This is a genomic window from Streptomyces sp. NPDC048142 (assembly GCF_043202835.1).
Taxonomy (GTDB): Bacteria; Actinomycetota; Actinomycetes; order Streptomycetales; family Streptomycetaceae; genus Streptomyces.
The window spans coordinates 116,526-140,217 of the sequence record NZ_JBIDBC010000006.1; the positions used below are offsets into that span (position 1 = coordinate 116,526).

General features: G+C 73.2%; 22 protein-coding genes and 1 pseudogene. 12 read left to right on the plus strand and 11 right to left on the minus strand.

Annotation, left to right across the window (positions count from 1 at the left end):
• Nucleotides 1–139 precede the first annotated feature (139 nt).
• Nucleotides 140–577, plus strand: coding sequence for a DUF4442 domain-containing protein (locus ACGF2Y_RS10610; RefSeq protein ID WP_392945343.1), 438 nt, complete (start codon nt 140–142; stop codon nt 575–577).
• 86 nt (nt 578–663) lie between these two features.
• On the opposite strand, the gene ACGF2Y_RS10615 is transcribed toward ACGF2Y_RS10610, so the two are convergent.
• Entirely contained in the window at nt 664–1,194 is a 531-nt protein-coding gene (locus tag ACGF2Y_RS10615; RefSeq protein ID WP_382152199.1) for a gamma carbonic anhydrase family protein, read from the minus strand.
• A gap of 223 nt (nt 1,195–1,417) precedes the next feature.
• On the opposite strand from ACGF2Y_RS10615, the gene ACGF2Y_RS10620 reads away from it, so the two are divergent.
• The 3 genes from ACGF2Y_RS10620 (at nt 1,418) to ACGF2Y_RS10630 (ending at nt 3,139) form a co-directional block, all read left to right on the plus strand.
• Nucleotides 1,418–2,167: an acyltransferase gene (locus tag ACGF2Y_RS10620; RefSeq protein ID WP_392944950.1), complete on the plus strand. Its 750-nt coding sequence runs from the start codon at nt 1,418–1,420 to the stop codon at nt 2,165–2,167.
• 205 nt (nt 2,168–2,372) lie between these two features.
• Entirely contained in the window at nt 2,373–2,945 is a 573-nt protein-coding gene (locus ACGF2Y_RS10625) for a helix-turn-helix domain-containing protein (RefSeq protein WP_392944952.1), read from the plus strand.
• A 44-nt stretch (nt 2,946–2,989) separates the two neighbouring features.
• Nucleotides 2,990–3,139, plus strand: a complete 150-nt coding sequence (locus ACGF2Y_RS10630; protein WP_392945351.1) for a hypothetical protein — start codon at nt 2,990–2,992, stop codon at nt 3,137–3,139.
• Nucleotides 3,140–3,179: 40 nt separating this feature from the next.
• Here the strand turns inward: ACGF2Y_RS10630 and ACGF2Y_RS10635 are convergent, their stop codons facing one another.
• Nucleotides 3,180–3,998 carry an aminoglycoside N(3)-acetyltransferase gene (locus ACGF2Y_RS10635; RefSeq protein WP_392944954.1) on the minus strand — a complete coding sequence of 273 codons (819 nt, stop codon included), beginning with the start codon at nt 3,996–3,998 and terminating at the stop codon, nt 3,180–3,182.
• Nucleotides 3,999–4,044: 46 nt separating this feature from the next.
• Nucleotides 4,045–4,521, minus strand: coding sequence for a CoA-binding protein (locus ACGF2Y_RS10640; protein ID WP_392944956.1), 477 nt, complete (start codon nt 4,519–4,521; stop codon nt 4,045–4,047).
• Nucleotides 4,522–4,596: 75 nt separating this feature from the next.
• Here ACGF2Y_RS10640 and ACGF2Y_RS10645 point away from each other — a divergent pair, with 75 nt between their 5' ends.
• The 3 genes from ACGF2Y_RS10645 to ACGF2Y_RS10655 all read left to right on the plus strand — a co-directional run bounded on the left by ACGF2Y_RS10645 (nt 4,597) and on the right by ACGF2Y_RS10655 (nt 9,710).
• Nucleotides 4,597–5,223 (plus strand): YigZ family protein, encoded by a 627-nt coding sequence (locus ACGF2Y_RS10645; protein ID WP_392944958.1) that lies wholly within the window; start codon nt 4,597–4,599, stop codon nt 5,221–5,223.
• A gap of 231 nt (nt 5,224–5,454) precedes the next feature.
• Entirely contained in the window at nt 5,455–6,624 is a 1,170-nt protein-coding gene (locus ACGF2Y_RS10650) for an exonuclease SbcCD subunit D (RefSeq protein ID WP_392944961.1), read from the plus strand.
• Complete coding sequence (locus ACGF2Y_RS10655) at nt 6,621–9,710, plus strand: AAA family ATPase (RefSeq protein WP_392944963.1); 3,090 nt, start codon at nt 6,621–6,623, stop codon at nt 9,708–9,710. The genes ACGF2Y_RS10650 and ACGF2Y_RS10655 overlap by 4 nt, the downstream gene beginning before the upstream one ends.
• Nucleotides 9,711–9,758: 48 nt before the next feature.
• Here the strand turns inward: ACGF2Y_RS10655 and ACGF2Y_RS10660 are convergent, their stop codons facing one another.
• The gene (locus ACGF2Y_RS10660) at nt 9,759–10,205 is read right to left on the minus strand and encodes an Lrp/AsnC family transcriptional regulator (protein WP_392944965.1); all 447 of its coding nucleotides are present in this window, start codon (nt 10,203–10,205) and stop codon (nt 9,759–9,761) included.
• 88 nt (nt 10,206–10,293) lie between these two features.
• Between ACGF2Y_RS10660 and ACGF2Y_RS10665 the strand changes: the two genes are divergently transcribed.
• Entirely contained in the window at nt 10,294–10,788 is a 495-nt protein-coding gene (locus ACGF2Y_RS10665) for a rhodanese-like domain-containing protein (RefSeq protein WP_392944968.1), read from the plus strand.
• A 61-nt stretch (nt 10,789–10,849) separates the two neighbouring features.
• Here ACGF2Y_RS10665 and ACGF2Y_RS10670 read toward each other — a convergent pair whose 3' ends face one another.
• The 3 genes from ACGF2Y_RS10670 to ACGF2Y_RS10680 all read right to left on the minus strand — a co-directional run bounded on the left by ACGF2Y_RS10670 (nt 10,850) and on the right by ACGF2Y_RS10680 (nt 14,131).
• On the minus strand, nt 10,850–11,740 hold the full coding sequence (locus ACGF2Y_RS10670) for an ATP-grasp domain-containing protein (RefSeq protein WP_392944970.1): 891 nt from the start codon (nt 11,738–11,740) through the stop codon (nt 10,850–10,852).
• Between the two features lie 101 nt (nt 11,741–11,841).
• Entirely contained in the window at nt 11,842–13,530 is a 1,689-nt protein-coding gene (locus ACGF2Y_RS10675) for a DUF885 domain-containing protein (RefSeq protein WP_392944973.1), read from the minus strand.
• A 112-nt stretch (nt 13,531–13,642) separates the two neighbouring features.
• The gene (locus ACGF2Y_RS10680; RefSeq protein ID WP_392944975.1) at nt 13,643–14,131 is read right to left on the minus strand and encodes an Lrp/AsnC family transcriptional regulator; all 489 of its coding nucleotides are present in this window, start codon (nt 14,129–14,131) and stop codon (nt 13,643–13,645) included.
• Nucleotides 14,132–14,190: 59 nt separating this feature from the next.
• On the opposite strand from ACGF2Y_RS10680, the gene ACGF2Y_RS10685 reads away from it, so the two are divergent.
• Nucleotides 14,191–15,405, plus strand: coding sequence for a trans-sulfuration enzyme family protein (locus tag ACGF2Y_RS10685; protein ID WP_392944977.1), 1,215 nt, complete (start codon nt 14,191–14,193; stop codon nt 15,403–15,405).
• On the opposite strand, the gene ACGF2Y_RS10690 is transcribed toward ACGF2Y_RS10685, so the two are convergent.
• Nucleotides 15,338–16,720 carry a GNAT family N-acetyltransferase gene (locus ACGF2Y_RS10690; RefSeq protein ID WP_392945345.1) on the minus strand — a complete coding sequence of 461 codons (1,383 nt, stop codon included), beginning with the start codon at nt 16,718–16,720 and terminating at the stop codon, nt 15,338–15,340. The genes ACGF2Y_RS10685 and ACGF2Y_RS10690 overlap by 68 nt on opposite strands.
• Before the next feature lie 272 nt (nt 16,721–16,992).
• Nucleotides 16,993–18,585, minus strand: a complete 1,593-nt coding sequence (locus ACGF2Y_RS10695; protein ID WP_392944979.1) for an alkaline phosphatase D family protein — start codon at nt 18,583–18,585, stop codon at nt 16,993–16,995.
• A 394-nt stretch (nt 18,586–18,979) separates the two neighbouring features.
• On the opposite strand from ACGF2Y_RS10695, the pseudogene ACGF2Y_RS10700 reads away from it, so the two are divergent.
• Nucleotides 18,980–19,384: pseudogene (locus ACGF2Y_RS10700) on the plus strand (EamA family transporter); the annotation flags it as partial.
• Between the two features lie 4 nt (nt 19,385–19,388).
• Here ACGF2Y_RS10700 and ACGF2Y_RS10705 read toward each other — a convergent pair.
• Nucleotides 19,389–20,219, minus strand: coding sequence for an alpha/beta fold hydrolase (locus tag ACGF2Y_RS10705; RefSeq protein ID WP_392944981.1), 831 nt, complete (start codon nt 20,217–20,219; stop codon nt 19,389–19,391).
• A 122-nt stretch (nt 20,220–20,341) separates the two neighbouring features.
• Between ACGF2Y_RS10705 and sigJ the strand changes: the two genes are divergently transcribed.
• The gene (gene sigJ, locus ACGF2Y_RS10710; protein WP_392944983.1) at nt 20,342–21,226 is read left to right on the plus strand and encodes an RNA polymerase sigma factor SigJ; all 885 of its coding nucleotides are present in this window, start codon (nt 20,342–20,344) and stop codon (nt 21,224–21,226) included.
• Between the two features lie 285 nt (nt 21,227–21,511).
• Entirely contained in the window at nt 21,512–22,282 is a 771-nt protein-coding gene (locus tag ACGF2Y_RS10715) for a GntR family transcriptional regulator (protein ID WP_392944986.1), read from the plus strand.
• A gap of 172 nt (nt 22,283–22,454) precedes the next feature.
• Here the strand turns inward: ACGF2Y_RS10715 and ACGF2Y_RS10720 are convergent, their stop codons facing one another.
• Nucleotides 22,455–23,612, minus strand: coding sequence for an ROK family transcriptional regulator (locus ACGF2Y_RS10720; RefSeq protein ID WP_392944989.1), 1,158 nt, complete (start codon nt 23,610–23,612; stop codon nt 22,455–22,457).
• Between the last annotated feature and the right edge of the window lie 80 nt (nt 23,613–23,692).

Genomic DNA, 23,692 nt, shown 5'->3' on the forward strand with positions numbered 1-23,692 from the left:
CCAGTAACCATAGATGGGCCGTGCGGCCACTTCTACGGCCGCCCTGTCCCAGAGCCGCCACAAGGGGCCCGGAGCCGTCACAAGGGGATGGCCAAACGGCCCTACTGGTGAGTAACCTTCGGGCATGAGCGCTGAACAGATGACCGTGGGCGAGATGCTCGTCGCGACGGTTCCGATGGCCCGGACCCTGAACCTCGACTTCCTGGAGACCACCCCGGAACGTGCCGTCGTCCGGCTGCCCGACCAGGCGGAGTACCACAATCACGTCGGCGGACCCCACGCCGGAGCGATGTTCACGCTTGCCGAGTCCGCCAGCGGTGCGATCGTCATCGCCGCCTTCGGCGACCAGATGTCGCGCGCCGTGCCGCTCGCCGTGAAGGCCGAGATCGGCTACAAGAAGCTCGCCATGGGCGAGGTCACGGCGACCGCGACCCTCGGCCGCCCGATAGCCGACGTCGTCGCCGAGCTGGACGCCGGACAGCGGCCGGAATTCCCCGTCGCCATCGAGATCCGGCGCGCCGACGGCGCGGTCACCGGCGAGATGACCGTCGTGTGGACCCTGCGCCCCAACGGCTGAGAACCGTCGTACGCACCCGGGCCGCCGCCCCCTCCCGAACGGGGAAGGGGCGGCGGCCCGGGTGCGGCAGCCTCCCGATGCGGGCGTCAGCCCCTGTGCGCCTCGCGGTGGGCCTTCGCCAGCTCCACGTACCCGGCCGCGTTGAAGCGGATGCCCTCCAGCTCCTCGGCGGTCAGCGGCCGCTTCACCTTCGCGGGCACGCCGGCGACGAGTGAGCCCGGCGGCACCCGCATTCCCTGCGGCACGAGGGCCTGGGCCGCGACTAGCGAACCCGCGCCGATGTGCGCGCCGTTGAGCACCGTGGCGCCCATCCCGACCAGCACGTCGTCCTCGATCACGCAGCCGTGCAGCACCGCGTTGTGGCCGACCGAGACCCGCGCGCCCACGGTGAGCGGGAACCCGGGGTCGGTGTGCACACTGCAGTTGTCCTGGATGTTGCTGTCGGGGCCGAGCGTGATGGGACCGCAGTCGGCGCGCAGCACGGCCTGGTACCAGACGCTGGAGCCCGGGGCGAGCGTCACCTCGCCGATCACCACGGAGGTCGGGGCCACGAACGCGTCCACATCGATGTCCGGCTCCTTGCCGCCCATGCCCGTGATCAACGCCTGCTCCGCCATCGCCTGCTCCTTCGCGCCGGTGTGGTGCTCCTGGGGCCCTCTCCGCCGGATCACCCGGATCACCCGGATCGGTCGGCCGGTCGGATCGGTCGGATCGGTCGGATCCATGAGATCGGGCCGACCCACACGGTAGGCGACGGCTCCCGGCGCACACCGCGCAGTGGGGCGAACATCACAGGTCACCGCACGGATCGCCCACCGCGCCGCAGACTACCGTGAGCGCGTGCCGAAGAACCGAAACACGTTCTCCTTCCTCGCCCGCTGGCCGCGCCGCGCCGCCTCCCGCGCGGTCCACCGCGGCTGGGCCTGGGCGCGGCGGGCGGGCGCGGTCACCGCCGAGCACCCCGGGCGGCTGCGGTTCGGCGCGATCGGCACGGGCACCCGGCTCGCCTTCCCGCAGGGGACCGTGTTCGGGGAGCCGTGGATCGAGCTCGGCGCGCACTGCGTCATCGGCGAGCAGGTCACGCTCACCGCCGGAATGATGCCGGACCTGGACCTGGGGCCCGACACCGTCCTCACCCTGGGCGACGGCGTGGTGCTGGGGCGCGGCAGCCATGTGATCGCGGACACGAGGGTGACGATCGGCTCGGACACGTACTGCGGCCCGCATGTCTACATCACCTCCACGAACCACAGCTACGACGACCCGCACGAGCCCGTGGGCAAGCAGTGGCCCCGGATGGAGCCGGTGGAGATCGGCCCCGGCTGCTGGATCGGCACCGGTGCGGTGATCCTGCCCGGGGCCAGGCTCGGCCGGAACGTGGTGGTCGCGGCGGGCGCGGTCGTCCGGGGCGAGGTCCCCGACCACACGGTGGTCGCGGGGGCACCCGCCCGCGTCGTACGCAGCTGGGACCCGGAGAAGGGCTGGCAGCCGCCCCTGCGCACGCCCGCGCCCGTGCCGATCCCCGAGGGCGTCACGCCCGAGCAGCTGCTGGCCCTCGCCGAACCGGACGAGGCGCGGGACACACCGTAACGGGGCACGCCGTGACGCGGGCAGAGCGGGACACGGCAGCGGTGGCGGTACAGCTTCCTGCACGAGGGAGTGCACCGTACGGCAGTGCAATATTCTTGACCCCGGTATGCGCCGTACGCGACTCAGCCACCGGCGCTCAGCCACTCCGCGCCCAGTTACCCGCACCCAGCCATCCGCAATCAGTCATCCACCGCAGGGACGGTACGTGTCCGACCTCGACCAGCTCACCCAGTCGCTGGCCCGCAACCTCAAGCGCTGGCGGGGGGAGCGCGGCTTCACCCTCGACGCCCTCGCGGCCCGCGCCGGAGTCAGCCGGGGGATGATCATCCAGATCGAGCAGGCGCGGACGAACCCGTCCGTCGGCACCACGGTCAAACTGGCCGACGCGCTCGGCGTCAGCATCACCACCCTCCTCGACCACGAGCAGGGCACCCAGGTCCGGCTGGTCCCGGAGAACAGGGCCGTCCGCATGTGGTCCACCGGCGCGGGCAGCTCCACCACCCTGCTCGTCGGCGCCGAGGCCCGTGGCCCGCTCGAACTGTGGACCTGCCGGCTGATGCCGGGGGAGGGCACCACCTCCGACCCGCACCCCGAGGGCACCGTCGAACTCCTCCATGTCACCGAGGGCGAACTGACCCTCCTCGTCGACGGCCGAACCCACCCCGTCCCCGCCGGAACCTCCGCGACCTTCGAGGCGCACGTGCCGCACGGCTACCGCAACGAGGGCGGCGAACCAGCCGTGTTCACCATGGTCGTGGCCATCCCGCCCGTCCGCTGAGACGCCCGGCCGTACGCGCACCGGCCGCTGCCTGCGTGGCCGCCATGCGCGCACCCATCGGCCTGGACCCCGCCGTGGTGGACGAGGAGTGGTTCCTGATCGGCAGCGGCAAGCGGCGGGGCAAAATCGTCGTCCCCGGCAAGGCGCTCGCCGCCCTCCCGGGCGCGGTCCTGGATGCGGGCCTGGGCGTCTGATCTTCCCCTCGAGGGCGTCCGAACCACCCCTCGGGCGGCCTCAGCGGACCGTCGCCGTCCGGTGTTCCGTGAGCCAGGCCGTGGCGAAGTCGACGGCGGGGCGCAGCCGGACGAGCCTGCACGCGGCAGCGCCCACGCGCCCCGCCCGTACGTCACCGTCGACGGCGGCCTCTTCGAACGCCGCGCCCAGGGCGGCGAAGTCCCCGTCGTCCAGGGCGACATCCTCGTACTCCCACCACCGGCGCACCCCCCGCGCCGCCACCACACAGCGGTAGCTCCGGCGCGGCGGACCGGGCATCCGGTACTCGCCGAGATGGAACGCCGTACACGTGGCGTAGCCGGTGCCGAGCAGCAGGATCCGGGCATCCGCCTCGTACAGCCGGGCCAGCGGCGAGTCCTCCCCGAGATGGCAGTCGGCCCGGTGCCCGGCGAGCAGCCGTGCCGCCCCGGGGCCGAGCGCGGCGAACGAGGTCTGCGGATGCGCGCTGCGCCCGGCCCCCGCCACCGTCCGTACGGTCTCGGCCAGCGCGCCCATCGACGGCGCGGGGGTCAGCGACGGATCGTAGGGCGGCATGGAGGCGCGCACGGCGTCGACGGCCCCGGCGTTCAGGCCCCGCACCCGCTCGCGGTAGTGCGGGGAGGTGTCGGAGTTCTCCGGGGTGAAGGCGGGGACCACCACCGTCCCCTGCGGACCCACGGCCCGGCGCAGCGCGCCCAGCACGCCCCGCGCACCGCCCGCCACCGGCCCCAGCGACCGCAGCGAGGCGTGCACCAGGAGCACATCCCCGGGCCGTACGCCCAGCGCGGTCAGAGCGGCCGTCGTCCGGGCCCCGTCGAGTACGTCGCGTACGTCGTCCACGGCGGGGATCCTGCCCGCCCCGGGGCGCCTCCCACACCCGGGCCGCTCAGGTGTGCCCGCCCAGCCGCGGGATCTCGATCGCGGGGCACCGGTCCATGATCATGTCAAGACCCGCCGCGCGCGTCCGCCCGTAGGCGTCCGGGTCCACCACGCCGAGCTGGAACCACACCGCCTTCGCGCCCACCGCCACCGCCTCGTCGGCGACCCCGCCCGCCAGCTCGCTGTTGACGAACACGTCCACCACGTCGACCGGGAAGGGGATGTCCGCCAGCGAGGCGTACCCCTGCTCGCCGTGCACCGTCTCGGCCTTCGGGTGCACCGGCACCACCCGCTTGCCGAACCGCTGAAGGACCTCCGCCACACCGAAGGCCGCCCGCGAACGGTTGCCGGACAGACCCACGACCGCCCAGGTATCGCCCGTGTCCTGAAGGATCCGCCTGATCGTCGCGGCGTCCGTGTCCGGGCCCGTCTCTGTGTCTGTGTGCGTGTAGGTGTCGTTCGTGTACGTGTCGTCTGCGCTCATGCCGGGACAACCGACGGCCCCCACCCCGCCATTCCCGCCGGAACGCTTGTCCCCGGCGGCGCATAGGGTGGGCGGATGCAGGAGCAGTACCGGACCGTCGCCCGCGCGGGTGTGCACGAGAGCGAGATCAACCGATCCCGTTTCCTCTGCTCCCTCGCCCCCGCCGCCACCGAACAGGAAGCACAGGACTTCATCGCCCGTGTCCGCAAGGAGCACCCGGCCGCCTCGCACAACTGCTTCGCGTACGTGATCGGCGCCGACGCCTCCGTACAGAAGGCGAGCGACGACGGCGAACCCGGCGGCACCGCGGGCGTCCCGATGCTCCAGATGCTCATGCGGCGGGAGGTGCGGTACGCCGCGGCGGTCGTCACCCGCTACTACGGCGGGGTCAAACTCGGGGCGGGCGGGCTGATCCGGGCGTACGGGGGAGTGGTCGGCGAAGCCCTCGACGCGCTCGGCACCATCACCCGGCAGCGCTTCCGGCTCGCCACGATCCGCGTCGACCACCAGCGGGCGGGAAAGCTGGAGAACGATCTGCGGGCCACCGGGCGGGACGTCCGCGAGGTGCGGTACGCCGAGGCCGTCACCATCGGCATCGGGCTGCCGGACGCCGAGGTCGGGGAGTTCACCGCCTGGCTGGCCGACGCGACCGCGGGGACCGCCGTGCTGGAGCTGGGCGGCGAGGCGTACGGCGATGTGTGACCGCCGCCGGGACGGCGTGAGGGCAATCCCACGCACGCCGGAATCATGATCGATGCGGGTTCGGCGGCCCTGCGGCGTTAGCGTGGTCGGTGCCGAGCGGGATCACGGGCCGCCGACGCGGCCCACGGGGTGGAGGACGACGACGATGCAGGCCGGAACCGGCGGAATGACGATGCGGGCCGGATGCGGCGGAGCGACGGTGCTGCCGGCCGGATCCCGTGGAGTGGCGGCGTGAGGATCCTGCACACCTCGGACTGGCACCTGGGCCGGTCCTTCCACCGCGTCTCCCTCCTCGACGCCCAGGCCGCCTACCTCGACCATCTCGTGGCGACCGTCCGGGAGCGCGAGGTGGACGCGGTCCTCGTCGCGGGCGACGTCTACGACCGGGCCGTCCCGCCGCTCACCGCCGTCGAGCTGTTCGACCACGCGCTGCACCGGCTGGCCGGCGCCGGCGTCCCCACCGTCATGATCTCCGGCAACCACGACTCGGCCCGCCGGCTCGGCGTCGGAGCCGGGCTCCTCGACCGGGCCGGGATCCATCTGCGTACCGACCCCGAAGGCTGTGCCACCCCCGTCGTGCTCGCCGACGACCACGGCGACGTGGCGTTCTACGGGCTGCCCTACCTGGAACCGGCCCTGGTCAAGGACACCCTCCGGGCCGCCGGAGCCGGACACGAGGCGGTGCTCACCGCCGCCATGGACCAGGTCCGCGCCGACCTCGCCACCCGAGCCGAGGGCACCCGATCCGTCGTCCTCGCGCACGCCTTCGTGGCGGGCGGGGAGCCCAGCGACAGCGAACGCGACATCACCGTCGGCGGGGTCGCCGCCGTCCCCGCCGGGGTCTTCGACGGCGTCGACTACGTGGCCCTCGGCCATCTCCACGGCTCCCAGCGGGTCACGGGCCGCGTCCGCTACTCCGGCTCGCCACTCGCCTACTCCTTCTCCGAGGCCGGCCACCGCAAGACCATGTGGCTGATCGACCTCGACGGCAGCGGGGCCATCGCCGCCGAGGAACGTATCGACTGCCCCGTCGAACGCCCCCTCGCCCGGCTCCGCGGCCGGCTCGACACCCTCCTGCAGGACCCGGCCCTGGACCGCCACGAGCACGCCTGGGTCGAGGCCACCCTCACCGACCCGGTGCGCCCCGCCGAACCCATGGCCCGCCTCGCCCGGCGCTTCCCGCACACCCTCAGCCTCGTCTTCGACCCCGAACGGCCCCCCGAGGACCCGGGGGCGTCCTACGCCCAGCGCCTCAAGGGGCGCGACGACCACCAGATCGCCGAGGACTTCGTCGCCCACGTCCGCGGCGGCAGCGGCCCCAGCGACCTCGAACGCACCGTGCTGCGCGCCGCGTTCGACGACGTACGGGTGGACGACACCGTGCGCGAGGTGTCCCGGTGAGACTGCACCGCCTCAGCATCACCGCCTTCGGCCCGTTCGGCGCCACCCAGGAAGTCGATTTCGACGCCCTCTCCTCCGCCGGGCTCTTCCTGCTCCACGGACCCACCGGCGCGGGCAAGACCTCCGTCCTGGACGCCGTCTGCTTCGCCCTGTACGGAGCCGTCCCCGGCGCCCGGCAGAGCCCCGGGGCCTCCCTGCGCAGCGACCACGCCCCCGCCGGCCTGCCCACCGAGGTCCAGCTGGAGCTGACCGTCGGCGGCCGGCGCCTCGAAGTCACCCGCAGCCCCGCCCAGCCCCGCCCCAAGAAGCGGGGCGACGGCTTCACCCTGGAGAAGGCCCAGAGCCGACTGCGCGGCTACGACCCCGAGCGAGGCTGGCAGGCCCTCAGCACGTCGCACCAGGAGATCGGCGAGGAGCTCACCCAGCTCATCGGCATGAGCCGGGACCAGTTCTGCCAGGTGGTGCTGTTGCCGCAGGGCGACTTCGCCCGCTTCCTGCGCGCGGACGCCGAGGCCCGCGGCAAGCTCCTCGGCCGGCTCTTCGACACCCGCCGCTTCGCCGCCGTCGAGGAACGCCTCGCCGAACTGCGCCGGAGCGCCGAAGCCAAGGTCACCGCCGCCGACGAGCGGATCCTCGCCCTCGCCCAGCGCATCGCCCAGGCGGCCGGACCCGCCGGCGCCGAGGCCACGCCGATCGCCTTCCGGCCCGGCGAACCGGGCCTCGCCGAAGCCGTTCTGGAGTGGGCCGCGATCGCCCGTTCCACGGCCCGCGAACGGCTCGACATCGCCCACCGCGTCGTCACCGGCGCCGAGGACCGACAGCGCGCGGCGCGCCACGCCCTGGACGCCGAACGTGAACGGGCCCGTCTCCAGCAGCGGTACGAGGAGACCCGGCTGCGCTCCGCCGCGCTGGAGGAACGCCGCCCCGAGCACGACCGCTGCCAGGAGCGGCTGGAACGCGCCCGCAAGGCGGACCGGGTCGCCCCCGCACTGGACCTGCGCGAGGAGGCGGAGCGCGCCCACCACCGGGCGGCCGACGCCCTCGACCGGGCCAGGGCACAACTGCCGCCCGACCTCGCCGACGCGGGACCCGGCCGACTCGCCGAGCTGGAGCGCCGGTTCCGGCAGGAGCTGGGCGGCCTGGAGTCGGCCCGCCGGGCCGAGACGCGCAGCGCGGAGATCGACGAGGAACGGGACCGGCTGGAGCGCGAGTCCCGCGCCGACGACGCGACCGTCCGGGACGCGGACGCCTGGCTGGCGGGCTGGGACGCCGTCCACGCCGGGCTCCGGGAACGCATCGCCACGGCGCAGGAGGCCGCGACCCGCGCCGAACAACTCGCCGGACTCCTCGCCCCGGCCCGCCGCAGACTGGAGGCCGCCCGCCGCCGCGAGGCCCTGGCCGCCGAGGCCGAAACCGCCCGGCAGGCGCTCGCCGAGGCCCGCGAACGGGCCCTCGACGCCCACGAGACCTGGCTCGGGCTGCGGGAGCGGCGACTGCGGGACATCGCGGCTGAGCTGGCCGCTGGTCTCGTCGACGGCACGCCCTGCACCGTCTGCGGCTCCGCCGAGCACCCGGCCCCCGCCACCGAGGGCGACGGCCATGTCGACCGGGCCACCGAGGAGGCCGCCCTCACCGCCCACCGCGGCGCCGAGGAGATCCGCACCCGCGCGGAACAGGCCCTCGGGCTCGTCCGCGAACGCCATGCCGCCGCCCACGCGGAGGCACGCGACGCGGAACCTTCGGCAGCCGTCGCCGGTCCTTCGGCAGCCGGGGCCGTGGAGACCGACGGCCTCGTCGCCGATACCGGGGCGAAACCGGACCCCGGCCCGTCCGTCGGTGAACTCCTCGACGCCGTCGAGCGGCTGACCACCGAGCACGCCCAGGCGCACCGCCTCGCCGCCGGGACGCACGCCGCCCGGGAGGCCCTCGACGCCGCCGAGCGCGAACACCTCGGCCGCCTCGAACTCCGGCAGCAGGCCGAACGCCGGGCCGCCGCCCGCACCTCCCGGCGGGAGGCGCTCGACCGTGAGCAGGCCGCGCTGCGGGACGAACTCGCCGCCGTCCGGGGCGAGTCCGGGTCCGTCGCCGCTTACGCGGAACGCCTCACCCGCCGGGTGGAACTGCTCGCGGAGGCCGCCGAGGCCGTACGCGCCGAGCAGGACGCGGCCCATCGGCGCAAGGAGGCCGACGACCGGCTGTCCGACGCGGCGTTCCGGGCCGGCTTCGACACCCCGGAGGCCGCCGAGGCGACCCTCCTCGACGCCGCCGCCCAGCGCGACCTCCAGCACCGCGTCGACGCCTGGCAGGCCGAGGCCGCGGCGGTCGCCGACCGCCGCGCCGAACGCGACGCCCGCGAGGCCGCCGAACAGCCCCCTGCCCAGCCATCGGCGGCACGGGGCGGGTTCGACACGGCGGAACAGCTGCTGCGCGAGGCGTCCTCCGCACGCGCCGCAGCCGAGGAGCGCTGCGGGGAGCTGACCCGGCTCTCCCGGGAGGCCGCCGACGAGGTGCGGCGGCTGGGCCCGGTACGTCAGGAGTACGAGCGGATCGCCCGGCTCGCGGGTCTGGCGGCGGGCACGTCCGCCGACAACGAACGCAAGATGCGCCTGGAGGCGTACGTCCTGGCCGCCCGCCTCGAACAGGTCGCCGCCGCCGCCACCGCACGGCTGCGGCGGATGTCCTCCGGCCGCTACACGCTGGTCCACTCCGACGCCCGCACCGGGGGCCGCAGGGCCGGGCTGGGGCTGCATGTGGTCGACGCCTGGACCGGCAGCGAACGGGACACCGCGACGCTGTCCGGCGGGGAGACGTTCTTCGCCTCGCTGGCCCTCGCCCTGGGCCTCGCCGACGTCGTGACCGAGGAGGCCGGCGGCGTACGCCTGGACACCCTCTTCATCGACGAGGGGTTCGGCAGCCTGGACGACCAGACCCTGGACGAGGTGCTCGACGTGCTGGACTTCCTGCGGGAGCGGGACCGCAGCGTGGGCATCGTCAGCCATGTCGCGGACCTGCGCCGCCGGATCCCGGTCCGGCTCGAAGTGGTGAAGGAGCGCCAGGGGTCGTCCGTACGCCACCGCCTCGCATGAGCGGGGCCCCGTCCGACCGGGTGCCGGACGGAGCCCCGTCCGACCGGGTCAGCGGCCGATCGCGCGGCGGGGGAGCGGCGAGGAGTACACGATGCTGGTGGTGACGGAGCCCAGGGCGCCGATCCGGCCGGTGGTCTCCTCCAGATGCTTCATCGAACGGGCCGTGACCTTGAGGACGAAGCAGTCGTCGCCGGTGACGTGGTGGGCCTCGATGATCTCCGGCGTGGTCTCCAGGAGATCGTGGAAGGGCTTGTAGTTCCCGTTCGGGTAGCGCAGGCGCACCAGGGCGAGGATGGACAGCCCGAGCCGCTCCGCGTCCACCACCGCCGTGTAGCCGCTGATCACCCCCAGCTCCTCCAGTCGCCGCACCCGCTCCGTCACGGCGCTCGGGGACATGGCGACGGCGCGTGCGAGCTCGGCGAAGGTGGCTCGGCCGTCGCGCTGGAGGACGTCGAGGATGCGCCAGTCGGTGGCGTCCGGGGAATAGTCGGTCACTCCTCCGAGGCAACAGGGGAATCCCCGGAGAATCAAGAGGAGTGCCGGGGGATTCCCCTTCCCGGTCCCGTTCCGCAGCCATAGATTCATGGTCATGACCTCGCACATCACGGCCACGGCCGACCACCCCGTCCTGCGCGTCGCGCCCGCCTCTCCCGCTGCCGCGGCGGCCTACTTCGGCGCTTCGCTCGCCTTCCACGCGGACGTCTCCGACGTCGCCTCCGCGCTCGCCGCCGGCGGGGATCCCGGGTTCGTCGTCCTGGACAGCCGTTCCACCGCGTCCTGGGACCAGGGGCACATTCCCGGGGCGGTGCACCTGCCCACCGCCCTGATTCCCGAGCGGGCGGCGGCACTGCTGGACCCGGCCGTCCCCGTGGTCACGTACTGCTGGGGGCCGGGCTGCAACGGCGCGACCCGCGCGGCCCTGGCCCTCGCCCAACTGGGCTACCAGGTCAAGGAGATGCTCGGCGGATTCGAGTACTGGGCACGTGAGGGATTCGCCTTCGAGACCTGGGAGGGCCCCGACCGGCGTGGAGCCGACCCGCTCACCGCACCGGTCGACGCCGCCGACTGCGGCTGCTGAGACCGCGGCACGCCGCCGTCACCGGCCGGTCCTCCTGCTGCCGGTGCGGCGCGGGCGGGAGTCAGCGGGCCCCGGAGGCGGCCAGCACGGCGAACAGGTCCCCGGCCTCCGCCCCGGCGGGGAGCCCGCTGACCTGGCCGTCGCCGACCTCCACCACCCGCCACGCCCCGTCCTCGCGCAACGCCAGGTCGGTGGTGATCCAGCGCAGCCCGAGACGGCCCACCGCCTCCCGCAGGGACGGGAGTTCGGGGAGGGGCGTCCGGCCGGGGGTGTCCGGGTGGGCGGTGACGAGCACCGCCTCCCCGTCCACCCACCACACCCGCGCCTCGCCGCCCGCGACGAACGGCTCGAAGGCCCGCAGCACCAGCCCACCCGCGAGGAACGGGCCCTGTAGCTCCATGAACCGGCCGACCACGGCGGCCAGTTGCTGCCGGTCCACGAACTTCGGCACGTAACAGGCCTCGTGCCACTCGTGCTTGCGGGACTTCACGAAGTCCTTCACGATGCCGGGTCCCGGCCCCAGGGGCGCCGCGAGCCCGGCCAGCTCGTCGGCGGTGGGCGGTGGAGCCCCCGGAGCGGTGGCGCGCCAGACGCTGCGCGGGGTGAGTTCGTGGAACTGCTCGTACCAGCCGGGGAGTTCATGCGCCCGGCGGTAGCCGGCGGCGCCGGTGAGCAGGGTGCAGCCGCGGGCGGCGAGCGCCGCCGCCAGCTCCGCGTACCGGCCGGAGGGGATCATCCAGCCGCGGTACCAGTACGGCCCGGAGCCCCGCGCGACCCGGGCCACCGCCCCGGCCGCGTCCCCCGTGAGTAGCGCGTCATGATCGAGCAGCGCGATCCGGCCGTCGGCCGCACGCGCGGCCGCGACCTCGCCGGTGAACTGCGGATCGGGCCGGGAGAGGCGCAACGGGTCGGCGCAGAACAGGAATCCGTTCCGCTCGCTCGTGCCGCTCATGACAGGCTCCCCCCGGCTTTCCGTGCTTCCGTGCTTCGCGCGTCCCTGCTTCCGCGCGTCCTTGCCGTCTTCGCGTTCCTCGCCCTCGTCGCCCTCCTCGATCAGAGCCGGGAGAGTTCGTCCACCAGATCGTCCAGGCCCAGCGAGCCCTGGGAGAGCGCCGCCATGTGCCAGGTCTTCAGATCGAACGCGTCGCCGTGCGCGGCGCGCGCGTTCTCCCGGCCGAGCAGCCAGGCACGCTCCCCGAGCTTGTAGCCGATGGCCTGCCCCGGCATCGACAGATAGCGGGTCAGCTCGCTCTCCACGAAGTCGGCGGGCCGCCCGCTGTGGTTGCCGAAGAACTCCTGGGCCAGAGCGGGCGTCCAGCGCTCGCCCGGGTGGAACGGGGAGTCCGCCGGAATCTCCAGCTCCAGATGCATGCCGATGTCGACGATCACCCGGCAGGCGCGCATCATCTGTGCGTCGAGATAACCGAGCCGCCGTTCCGCGTCGGGCAGGAAGCCCAGCTCGTCCATCAGCCGCTCCGCGTACAGCGCCCAGCCCTCGGCGTTCGCGCTGACCATGCCGACCGACGCCTGGTAGCGGGAGAGGCTGTCGGCGACGTGCGTCCACTGTGCGATCTGCAGGTGGTGGCCGGGAACGCCCTCGTGATACCAGGTGGATACCAGGTCGTAGACCGGGAATCGGGTCTCGCCCATGGTGGGCAGCCAGGTGCGCCCGGGGCGGGAGAAGTCCTCGGAGGGTCCGGTGTAGTACGGCGCGGCGGACCCGCCGGGCGGCGCGATGCGGGACTCCACCTTCCGCACCCGCTCGGCGAGATCGAAGTGCGTGCCGTCCAGCGCCTCGATCGCCTCGTCCATCAGACCCTGCAGCCACGCGCGGACCTCGTCCACGCCCTCGATGTGCTTGCCGTGTACATCGAGGTGGGCGAGCGCCTCCCAGGGGCCGGCCCCGGGCAGGATCTTCTCGGCCTCGGTCTTCATCTCGGCGAGCAGCCGGTGGTATTCCGACCAGCCGTACGCGTACGCCTCGTCGAGATCCAGGTCGGTGCCGTTGTACAGCCGCGACCAGCGGGCGTAGCGCTCCCGGCCGACCGGGTCGGGAGCCCCCTCGATCCCCGGGGCGTACACGTCGCGCACCCAGTTCCGCAGTGCGAGCACCGAGGCCGTCGCCAGCCGGGCGGCCTCGTCCAGCTCCGCCCGCAGGGACGCGGGGCCGGGGGCGACGAACTCCGCGAAGAACGCCGCGCCCTCGCCCTCCCCGCCCCACTCGGTGAGCTGCCCGATGAACGTGGCGGTCGCGCGGGGTCCGCCGTACAGCTTGCGCTCCAGACCGAGCGCGAGCGAGGCGCGGTACCCCTCGTGCGCGGCGGGCACGGCGCGCAGCCGTTCCACGACCGCTGCCCAGTCCTCGTCCGTCGCGGTCGGCGTGAGGGTGAAGACCTCGGTGACGCTGTGGGCGGGCGACTGCAGGTTGGAGACGGTCCGCAGGCCCTCCTCGGCCTCGTGCACGGCGAGTTCCGCCGTCAGACGCTCCCGCAGGAGTCGTCCGCAACGCCGCTCGGCGTCGCTGTCCGCACCGGGCCGCTGCTCCGCCGCGTCCAGGTCCCGCAGCGTCGCGCGGATGAGGTCGGCGGTCGCGGCCTGACCGGCCGGTGAGAAGTCGGGCAGCCGGCGCGAGCTTTCGGGCACCCCCAGATAGGTACCCGTGATGGGGTCGAGTTCGATGATGGCGTCGACGTAGGCGTCGGCGACCTGACGGGGCAGCGCGCTGCTCGAAGTGTCTGACATGCGGACATCCTCGTACGGCGGCGGCCTTCTCGTCATCATCATTCGCCGCCGGACGTCCGAAAGACGATCACTTCCGGCACCTCCGGGACGTCTGTGGCGCGTCTGTGGCGCGTCAGCTCCCGGCGGGAGGCGGGGGAGGCAGCAGCGGCCCGCAGTCCCACTGCTGGAAGATCAGCCGGGTGTCGACCCGGGCCACCTCCCGGCGCGAGGTGAACTCGTCCAGCACCAGCCGCTGCAGATCCGCCGCGTCGGCCACCGCCACCTGCACGAGATAGTCGTCGGGACCGGTGAGGTGGAACAGCGCCCGCGACTCCGGCAGGGATCTGACGCGGTCGACGAACGGCCCGATGAGCTCCCGGCGGTGCGGCCGGACCTGCACCAGGAGCAGCGCCTGGAGACCCCGGCCGAGCTTCGCCGGATCGAGACGCAGCTGATCCCCGAGGATCACCCCGGAACGGCGCAGTCGGGCCACCCGGTCCAGACACGTGGAAGCGGCCACACCGACCTCGGCCGCGAGCTCGCGGTACGTGGTCCGTGCGTCGTTCTGCAGCAGCCGCAGAATCTGCAGGTCCACCGGATCAAGAGCGACGGAATCAGCCATAAGGCGAACGTAACACGGGGTTGTGCCGCTACGAACCGGTAACTGTTCAGAGTGACGGCATGGACAACGAAGTCTCGACGACGCCCCCTGCTCCCATCCCGTCCAGGGCTCTCGCCACCGAAGCCGTGCACGCCGGACGCGACGACCTCGCCTCCCTCGGCCTGCACGCCCCGCCGATCGACCTGTCCACCACCTACCCCTCGTACGACTCGCGCGGCGAGGCGATGCGTATCGACGCCTTCGCCACCACCGGGGCCCGGCCCGACGGGCCGCCTGTCTACGCCCGGCTGGACAACCCGACCACGGGCCGCTTCGAGACGGCGCTCGCCCGGCTGGAGGGCGCCGAGAGCGCGGTCGCCTTTGCCAGCGGGATGGCCGCGCTCACCGCGGTGCTCCTCGCCCGCGCGAGCCAGGGGCTGCGCCATGTCGTCGCCGTCCGCCCGCTCTACGGGTGCAGCGATCATCTGCTCGGCGCCGGGCTGCTGGGCACCGAGGTGACCTGGACCGACCCGGCGGGCATCGCCGACGCCATCCGCCCGGACACCGGGCTCGTGATGGTCGAGACGCCGGCCAACCCGACGCTGGCCGAGATCGACATCCGGGCCGTCGCCCACGCCTGCGGATCCGTACCGCTGCTGGTCGACAACACCTTCGCCACGCCCGTCCTGCAGCGCCCCGTAGAACACGGCGCGCGGATCGTCCTGCACAGCGCCACCAAGTACCTCGGCGGCCACGGGGACGTCATGGGCGGCGTCGTCGCCTGCGACGAGGAGTTCGCCGCGACCCTGCGCCAGGTGCGGTTCGCCACCGGCGGAGTGCTGCACCCGCTGGCCGGCTACCTGCTGCTGCGCGGCCTGTCCACGCTTCCGGTACGCGTACGGGCGGCCTCGACGAGCGCCGCCGAACTCGTCCGCAGGCTCACCGCCGACCCGCGGATCGCCCAGGTGCACTACCCGCGGATCGGCGGCGCGATGATCTCCTTCGAGGTGTACGGGGACCCGCACCGGGTGATCTCCGGGGTGCGGCTCATCACGCCCGCCGTCAGCCTCGGCAGTGTGGACTCGCTGATCCAGCACCCGGCCTCCATCAGCCACCGCATCGTGGAGGAGGGAGACCGGTGGGCGTCCGGCGTCGGCGACCGGCTGCTGCGCATGTCGGTCGGCCTGGAGGACGTCGAGGACCTGTGGGCGGACCTGTCCCAGGCGCTCAGCGACGGGCCTGTTCCGCCGGAGCGGAAGACCGAGCGGCCACTTCAGTCGTCAGCCGCGCGGTGATGACGAGCGTGCCCTCCTCGATCTGGTAGTCGAGGGGCAGCTCCAGCGCACGCATCGCCGCCACCATGCCGGTGTTGCGGGACTGCGTCACCGCGTACACGCTGTCGCAGCCCGCTTCCACGGCGAGGGCCACCAGGCGGCGGAGCAGCTCGGAGCCGATGCCCCTGCGCTGCCAGTCGTCCTCGACGAGGAGGGCGACCTCGGTCTCGTCGCCGTCCCAGAGGAGGTGGCCGAGCGCCACCAGCCTTCCGGAGGCCGTCTGCACCGCCAGGGTGCGGCCGAAGCGGGGGCTCAGCAAGTGGTCGAGGTAGCGGTCCGCGTCCTGGACGGGACCGTGGTAGCGCAGGCCCAGGGTGCGCTGCGAGCAGCGGTCGTGCATGGCGCGGGCGGCGGGGAGGTCGCCGCGGTCCGCGCGACGCACGGTGATCTCGTTGCCCTCGGGCAGCGTGAGGACGTCCTCGCTGCGCGGCACCCGCGGGCCGAGCCGGGCGTCGAGCTCGACCAGGGCACGGGCCCGCGCGAACTCCGTCGGCGTGAACGGCAGATAGGGCCGCTCGACGGAGATCACCCCGCCGGACGGGTCCCGCAGCCGCATCACCGTCTCCTCCAGTACACCCTCGACCGGGGCGCTCTCCCCGGTCGCGCGGCCGGTGACGGAGACGGCGGGCAGTGAGTGGATGGTGCACCGGCCGAGCAACTGACGCAGGGCGAGCGGCAGCTCGGCCGCGTCGAGCGCCGTCCGGGTGGCCAGCGACAGCACTCGGGTCGGGATGTCGACCAGATCGTGGGCATCCGCCCGCTCGATCCAGGTGGAGGAGCCGCCGGCGGCCGCGATCCCCCGGGACAGATCCTGCGCCTGGAGCGAGGCCGGGGCCCGCAGCAGGAACTCGTCGACGGTCCCCCGGGCGAGCGGGTGGGTCCCCAGCGTGAGGATGTCCACCCGCAGCCCGGAGAGGGCCAGGCACAGCGCGGCCAGACTGCCCGGGGCGTCGCGCACCGTCGTCCGCATCCGCCACAGCACGGTCTCCTCGGCCCCGGCGATCGCGCCCGTACCGCTGCTCTCTGCCTCGCCCGCCGCCTCGACCGCTTCACTGGACGGGGGAGCGTGACTGTGCCGTCGCGCCCACCAGGTGTGGAACGCCGCGGTGGCCACCAGCGCCACGGCCGACGCCACGAGCAGGTAGGGCCCGTCCGGCTGGTGTCCGATCAGGTTGGCGATGGCGTCGGCCACGGCCACGGCGGTGAACAGAGCGGCCAGTTCGATCAGGTCCCGTCGCCAGTGGTGCGGACGTCGGGTGCTCTTCGCGGAGTTCACATCAGTCATATCCTCACTGTGAACGAGTGGTGTTGCCTGATCACGAACGCCTTGTGACTGATGGGTTAAGTGTGGATCTGGTCGCCTATCGTCGTTTTTCGGTCTAATTTTGAGATTGGCCGCTTCTTGATCCTTCCAGGCGAACCTGCGAGGACTCCAGGGATGACGGTGTGCGTAGGTCAAGGCCTGAACGGATCGGGTCATGAAAAAAGCGTAGGACCGACCACTGACAACGGGCCTCGTGGCAGCTTCGGCCGTCCGGTGACCGCCGCTCACTGCCCGACGCGGCCTGGCCGGAGCACCTTCGTGAACAGCACCGATCCACCCTCGGCCCGCAACCGCACCGTCAGCTCCGCACTGTCGCCGTCGATCTCCACCTCTCCGAAGAACTGAGGCGACTCCATCGGCGAGACATTGGCCCGGTCGGGGGCCCGTACGAAGACCCGGTCGGGGCCGAAGGTGCCGTCCAGCGCGTTGGCCGGGAAGCCGCCCGCCGCCAGCGGGCCCGAGACGAACTCCCAGAACGGGGCGAAGTCCTTGAACGCCGCCCGCTCCGGCGCGTAGTGCTGGGCCGAGGTGTAGTGCACGTCGGCCGTCAGCCACACGGTGCCGGTGACCCTGCGGTGCTTGACGAACCGGAGCAGTTCGGCGATCTGGAGCTCCCGCCCGAGCGGCGCCCCGGGATCGCCCTGCGCCACCGCCTCGAAGTCCGTCGCACCGTCCGGGACCACGAGACCGAGCGGCATGTCGGCGGCGATCACCTTCCACTCCGCCCGGGAGGCGGCGAGCGAGCGTTTGAGCCACCGCAGCTGCTCCGCGCCCAGGATTCCCGTCGTGTCGTCGGCCTGCCGGCCCGGGGAGTTGGCGTTGCGGTACGAACGCATGTCGAGCACGAACACGTCCAGCAGCGGCCCGTGGTGGACGACCCGGTACATCCGCGAACGGCGCCCGGGACCGTACGAGGGCGCGAGCGGCACGTACTCGTGGAAGGCGAGCGCGGAGCGGGCCGCGAGGATGTCCACGTTCTTCTCGGTGTAACGCGCGTCGTCGAGGATCTGGCCGGGATACCAGTTGTTGCGCACCTCGTGGTCGTCCCACTGCACGACGGAGGGCACCTGTGCGTTGAAGCGCCGGACGTTCCGGTCGAGCAGGTTGTAGCGGAAGTTGCCCCGGTACTCGTCCAGCGTCTCGGCGACCTTCGCCTTCTCCTCGGTCATGACATTGCGCCAGATCCGGCCGTCCGGCAGTGTCACGCTCGGCTCCAGCGGTCCGTCCGCGTAGATGTTGTCGCCGCTGCACAGGAAGAAGTCCGGGTCCAGGCGGCGCATCTCCTCGTACACCCGGTAGCCGCCGATGTCCGGATTGATGCCCCAGCCCTGCCCCGCGATGTCGCCCGACCACAGGAACCGCACCCCGGACCGGCGCCGGGCCGGAGCGGTGCGGAACGTCCCGTACACCGGCCTGCCGGTACGGCGCGGATCGCCCGGATCGGCGAGCGTCACCCGATAGTGCACCTGCTCGCCCGCGGGCAGGCTGTAGAGCGGTGTGGTGCCGGTGAAGTCCGTTCCGGGACCGAGCAACGGCCCGTACCACCTGCGGACCCGCCGGAACGCATCGGTCGCCGAGGTCTCCACCAGCATCCGGGCCGGCCGGTCCGAGCGCACCCACAGGAGCGCCGACGAGGCGGTGACGCTGCCCACCTGCACACCCCAGGACGCTTCGGGCCGCCCCGCCAGGTGCAGCGCGGGCGCCGCCGACGTGGTGGCGGGCGAGAGGGCGACCACCGCGGGGGCGACCAGCGAGCCGCGCAGGACGGCACGGCGGCCGGGCGAGGGAACACGCGGACGGTGCGGTCGGTAGGGCATCGAAGCGCCTCCGGGGGGTGCGGGCGGTGCGCCGTTCGCGAGGAGATCGTGGACCGGCGCCGGTCTTGGCCCATGCCTAGCGCCCCGCGGCGGCCGGAGCCCCAACCCCGGATGAACGGCGCCTGTCAGCCGGGACCGGCCCGGCCGCAACGCCAGGCGTCCGTCGGCTCGGCGATATCAACGGGGGCGAGATGGGCGTAGCCCACGAGGGGCACGGTGCCGTCCTCGGAGCCGGCCGTTCCGCAGTCGCGCAGCGACCGCAGCGCGATGCCCGCCCCGGCCGCCCGGCCCAGGGGACGTCCCCGGGGCAGTACCGCGCGGGCAGCCGGGCGATGTTGTGCAGGCCCACCGCGATGCCGCTGACCGCCGTGCCGGGAAGTGCTCGCCGAGCGCGGTCACCAGGGCGTCCGGCCCCAAGCTGCTCTCCGTGACGGTCTGCGGCGTCGCGGCCGTCGAGTCGGCGCTGCTCGGACTGCTGATGGACGGCGGTTCGTTCCTGCGGGTCCCGACCGGTGGCGAGGCGAGGGCCCTGCTGTGGCAGGCCGTCGTCGTCACCGTGACCGGCTACGTCTGCTGGTACAGCGGGATCCAGCGGATCGGAGCCGAACGCGCCACGCTCTTCTCCGGCCTGATCCCGGTCCCCGCCGTCCTGACCGCACCGCTGGTCGGAGCCGGGACGTACGGTCCCGCCCAGGGCGCGGGAAGCCTCCTGGCCGGCGCCGGTGTGGCGTACGGCTCCGGCGTCATCGGGCGGCGCGGGACCGCCGGAGCGCGGCTCTGCGGCCGGGCGCCGGCGGGCCGGCTCAGCGGCTGGTGTCCAGGATGACGCGGGCCACGAGGGCCGGGTCGTCGTTCATCGGGACGTGCCCGCAGCCGGGCAGCCGCACGAGCCGGGCGTCGGGGATCAGCCGCTTGGCGCGGACCCCCTGCCGGCGCAGCAGGATCCGGTCGCGGGTGCCCCAGGCGACGGTGACGGGGATGCCCTTCACGTCCTCGTCGAAGGAGGTGCCCCGGCCGACCTCCAGCGTCCGGTGAAAGCCGGTCGCTCCGCGCAGGGCGAGCGTCTCGGCGACGACGGCCTCCGGTGAACGCCTCCCGGGCCGGGCGTAGATGGTGCTGGTGAGAGCCGCCCGGCCGGCCGCGCTGCGCGACAGGCGCTCGATCAGCGGCACCGGCAGGGACAGCGCGCTCCGGCGCATCGTCCGCAGGGTGCCGAAGGCGTAGCGCCGTTCCGCCTCGGTCCAGAAGCCCGCCGGGGACAGCGCGGTCACCGACCGCACCAGCTCGGTGCGGCCCAGTTCCAGTGCGAGCAGGCCGCCCAGCGAGTTCCCGGCCACATGGGGGCGGTCCAGGCCGAGTTCGGCGCAGAAGGCTCCGAGCACCGGGCCGACGGTCGCGAGATCGTACGGAACCCCGTCCGGCAGTGCGGGCGAGGTGCCGAAGCCGGGCAGGTCCACGGCGATCACCTCACGCTCGGCGGCCAGGATCCGGGTCACCGGGTCCCAGGCCCTCAGATGGTGCCCGATGCCGTGCAGCAGCAGCAACGGTTCGCCCGAGCCGGTCCGCTCGTACGCGACCGAGACCGGAAGGGGGCCGTCGGCCGTTGCGACGGTGAAGGAGACCGTGGTGGTCATGCTGCTGCTCCCTGGAGTGGGTAGACATCTCGTCAACAACAATTACCGTCGGGTAGCCCGGAGTTCAAGGGCCCCGGGGATCCCCGCTGGACAGCGGGTGGCCGGTGGGCTGGGATGGTCCGATGACCGCCGACGCCGCGACCGAGCTCTTCGAGGAACACCGGCCCGTTCTCACCGGTGTCGCCTATCGCATGCTCGGCCGCGTCGCCGACGCCGAGGACGTGGTCCAGGAAGCGTGGCTGAGATGGTCGGCGGCGGCGCGCGAGGACATCCGGGAGCCACGAGCCTTCCTGGTGCGCATCACCACCCGGCTGGCCGTCGACCGGCTGCGGCACCTGAGATCGCGCCGGGAGACGTACACGGGCCCCTGGCTGCCGGAACCGGTGGTCACGGACTTCGGCCCGGCCCTGCCCGACACCGCGGAACGGGCCGTCCTCGCCGATTCCGTCTCGCTCGCCGTGCTGGTCGTGCTCGAATCGCTCTCGCCGCTGGAGCGCGCGGTGTTCGTGCTCCGGGAGGCCTTCGGATTCCCGTACGCCGAGATCGCCACCGCCCTGGACCGCACCGAGGCGGCCGTCCGGCAGCTCGCCGGCCGTGCCAGGCGGCACGTGGAGGAGCGCAAGCCGCGCTACGACGTGGACCCGGCCGAGCGGCGCGACCTCACCGAGCGCTTCCTGGCCGCCGCATCCGGGGGCGGCATCGAGCAGTTGCTCGCGCTGCTGGCCCCGGACGTCCGGCTCGTCAGCGACAGCGGCGGCAAGGCGAAGGCGCCGCGGCGGATCATCGAGACCGCCGACAAGGTCGGCCGCTTCCTCTTCGCGGTGGCCCGGGATCTCGGCCCGGACCGGGAGATCCGCATCGTGGAGCTCAACGGCGGACCCGCCGCCGTTTACCTCGTCGGTGGGAAGCCCGACACCGTCTTTCAGATCGAAGTCAGCCAAGGTGTTATTCAATGTGCCTATATCATTCGTAATCCGGACAAGCTCTCCGGACTGCCCGTCGTATAGCCAAAAGCACCATCGGCCGCCTCGGCCCCCGTGGTCCCGCGGGTTCGCTGCGGGCCTGGTCAAAGCCCCGTCATCCGCCGCGATGGACGGGGCTTCGTGCTGCGCGCGCCGCACGGCGCCACGAACGTCGCGTGAACGCTCTGAGCCAGGGTGCCGTTTCGCTCCGCTATGGAATGAGGATTGGTCTTGACCAAGGGGGTATGCCGTCCTAGGGTCTCCCCTTAAGACAGGAACCTTTAATAAATAACGTCGCGGAAAAGGCGCCGGGCGATTGCGGAGGACAGGGTGGGGACCACGCAGCTGGAACCGGTTCAGGAGCCGAAGTACTGGCACCTCAAGACCGTGCTCAGTGAAGCACTCGACTCGGACTTCGCGGTGGGGGAGATCCTGCCCAACGAGCGGGACCTCGCGGCGCGGTTCGGTGTCGCGCGAGCCACGCTCCGGCAGGCTCTTGAGCAGCTCGAACTCGAAGGCAGACTGCAGCGCCGCCGTGGGGTCGGGACGACCGTCGCCCCGCCGCGCGTAGGCATCGCCGTCTCCACCGCCCAGCACGAATGGACGGGCGGCGTCAGCGGCGAGGCCTGGCAGCCGGTCGACAGCACCATGGCCAAGGCCCCGGCGGCGGTGGCTGTCATGCTCGGAACGGACCCCGCCGAACCGGTGCACGTGGTGCGCCGTATCCGCGACACCCAGGGACAGCCGGTAGCGGCGGAACTCCTCTACATCCCCGCCCCCTCGGTGCCCGACCTCTCCGCCATCGAGGCCCCGTCCGGCGCCGTCCGCGCCCGGAGCGTGCTGCGCGAGCTGCACCGCCTCGGCCTGCAGGGCCAGGACCGCTCCGTGGAGCTCGGCTCCGCGCGGGCGGACGACGCCAAGGAACTGGACCGTCTCCCCGGCGCCCCCGTCCTTGTCGTCACCACCCGCTACTTCACGGCGGAGGGCACGGCGGCGGTGTCCGTCGCCACCTACCGCGCGGACACCTGCCGGCTCACCTTCGGGGACTCCGGCGCGCTGGAGATCAGCCACGACGGACAGCCGGAGCGTCAGGCCTCCTGACGCCCCCCGGCCCGCTCGACCCACGCCCGCCGTTCCCGAGGACTCCGGTCCCCGGGAAACGGTGGGCGTATGTCCTCGCGCACGATCGACCCGGTTCCGGGGCGGCGGCAGCGCCTGTGGTCCGCCCCGGAACAGCCCCCGGCCCCCGGACCTCTTCCCGGCTCTCTCCGCGTCAGCGGCGGGCGGTCACGGCCCCGTCGATGGCGAACAGCTGCTCCTCGACGTGGTCCAGGGCGAGCCGCAGCGCCCCCGTCGCGACGGCGGCCTCTCCGAGCAGCGACAGGGTCACCCGGGGCGGGCGCAGGCAGTAGCGGGCCAACTCCTCGCGGAGGGGTTCCAGCACCCCGTCCAGTCCGGCGGCCCAGCCACCGACCACGACCAGCTCCGGGTCGAGCGCCAGCACCAGTGCCGCCACATCGTGCACCAACCGCTGCAGGAACCGATCGACCGCCGCCTGGGCCCTCGCATCGCCCTCCCGGGCCTGGGCGAACACCGCGGCCACCGCATGCTCGTCCAGCGGGTCCAGCGGCGTGTCCGTCATCGACAGCAGATGCTCCGGCGTCACGTCCCTGCCCAGCAGATGCAGAGCGCCGATCTCCCCGGCGGCCCCGCCGAACCCCCGGTGCAGACGTCCGCCGATCAAGGACCCCGCTCCGGGGCTCAGCCCCGCCAGCACGAAGACCACGTCATCGGACTCGGTGGCCGCGCCCTTCCAGTGCTCGGCCACCGCGGCGGCGTTGGCGTCGTTCTCGATGAGCACGGGGCAGCGGAACGAACGGCGGAGCCGCTCCCCGAGCGCGAGGCCGGTCCAGTCCGGCAACGCCGTTCCCAGCCGTACGGTGCCGTCGGCCTCCACGATCCCGGGACTGCCCACACCAACGGCGCGCAGACTGCTCCGGGCCACCCCGGTGCGCCGCAGCACGTCCGCGATGACGGCCCGGACCTGGTCGAGCCGGTCGTCCGCGCCGGCGGTCTCCGACACCGTGCGGGAGCCCGCCCCGACGATCCGGCCGTCGAGCCCCGAGATGAGCGCCGACACCCGGTGCGGCGCGATCTCCACCCCGAGGAGGTGCCCCGCCTCGGCCCGGAAACGGAACCTCCGGGCAGGGCGCCCCTGGCGCCGTGCCTCACTCTCGTCGGGCACGGCCTCGACCACGAGGCCTGCCTCGAACAGCCCCTCGACGACCCCTTCGACCGTCGGCCGGGACAGCCCGGTGATCCGTGTCAGGTCCGTCAGCGTCGGCGCGCCGGCCCCTCTCAGAGCGTGCAGCACTACCGCGGAATTGATCCGCCGCAACAGCGACGGGTCCCCACCGGTCAGCCGGCCCACGGTATGTCCTCCCAGCTCGTGCGCATGTCTGCCGGATCGTACTCGCTGGCCGGGACCCCTGCGACCAGGGAGGGAAGCCG

Excerpts from the sequence above, each read along its gene's own strand:
- ACGF2Y_RS10630 (WP_392945351.1), top strand. The coding sequence starts at position 2,990 with ATGCGCGCACCCATCGGCCTGGACCCCGCCGTGGTGGACGAGGAGTGG.
- ACGF2Y_RS10705 (WP_392944981.1), bottom strand. The coding sequence starts at position 20,219 with ATGACCACCACGGTCTCCTTCACCGTCGCAACGGCCGACGGCCCCCTT.
- ACGF2Y_RS10615 (WP_382152199.1), bottom strand. The coding sequence starts at position 1,194 with ATGGCGGAGCAGGCGTTGATCACGGGCATGGGCGGCAAGGAGCCGGAC.
- ACGF2Y_RS10685 (WP_392944977.1), top strand. The coding sequence starts at position 14,191 with ATGGACAACGAAGTCTCGACGACGCCCCCTGCTCCCATCCCGTCCAGG.
- ACGF2Y_RS10695 (WP_392944979.1), bottom strand. The coding sequence starts at position 18,585 with ATGCCCTACCGACCGCACCGTCCGCGTGTTCCCTCGCCCGGCCGCCGT.
- ACGF2Y_RS10680 (WP_392944975.1), bottom strand. The coding sequence starts at position 14,131 with ATGGCTGATTCCGTCGCTCTTGATCCGGTGGACCTGCAGATTCTGCGG.
- ACGF2Y_RS10670 (WP_392944970.1), bottom strand. The coding sequence starts at position 11,740 with ATGAGCGGCACGAGCGAGCGGAACGGATTCCTGTTCTGCGCCGACCCG.
- ACGF2Y_RS10645 (WP_392944958.1), top strand. The coding sequence starts at position 4,597 with ATGCAGGAGCAGTACCGGACCGTCGCCCGCGCGGGTGTGCACGAGAGC.
- ACGF2Y_RS10675 (WP_392944973.1), bottom strand. The coding sequence starts at position 13,530 with ATGTCAGACACTTCGAGCAGCGCGCTGCCCCGTCAGGTCGCCGACGCC.
- ACGF2Y_RS10640 (WP_392944956.1), bottom strand. The coding sequence starts at position 4,521 with ATGAGCGCAGACGACACGTACACGAACGACACCTACACGCACACAGAC.
- ACGF2Y_RS10610 (WP_392945343.1), top strand. The coding sequence starts at position 140 with ATGACCGTGGGCGAGATGCTCGTCGCGACGGTTCCGATGGCCCGGACC.
- ACGF2Y_RS10665 (WP_392944968.1), top strand. The coding sequence starts at position 10,294 with ATGGTCATGACCTCGCACATCACGGCCACGGCCGACCACCCCGTCCTG.
- sigJ (WP_392944983.1), top strand. The coding sequence starts at position 20,342 with ATGACCGCCGACGCCGCGACCGAGCTCTTCGAGGAACACCGGCCCGTT.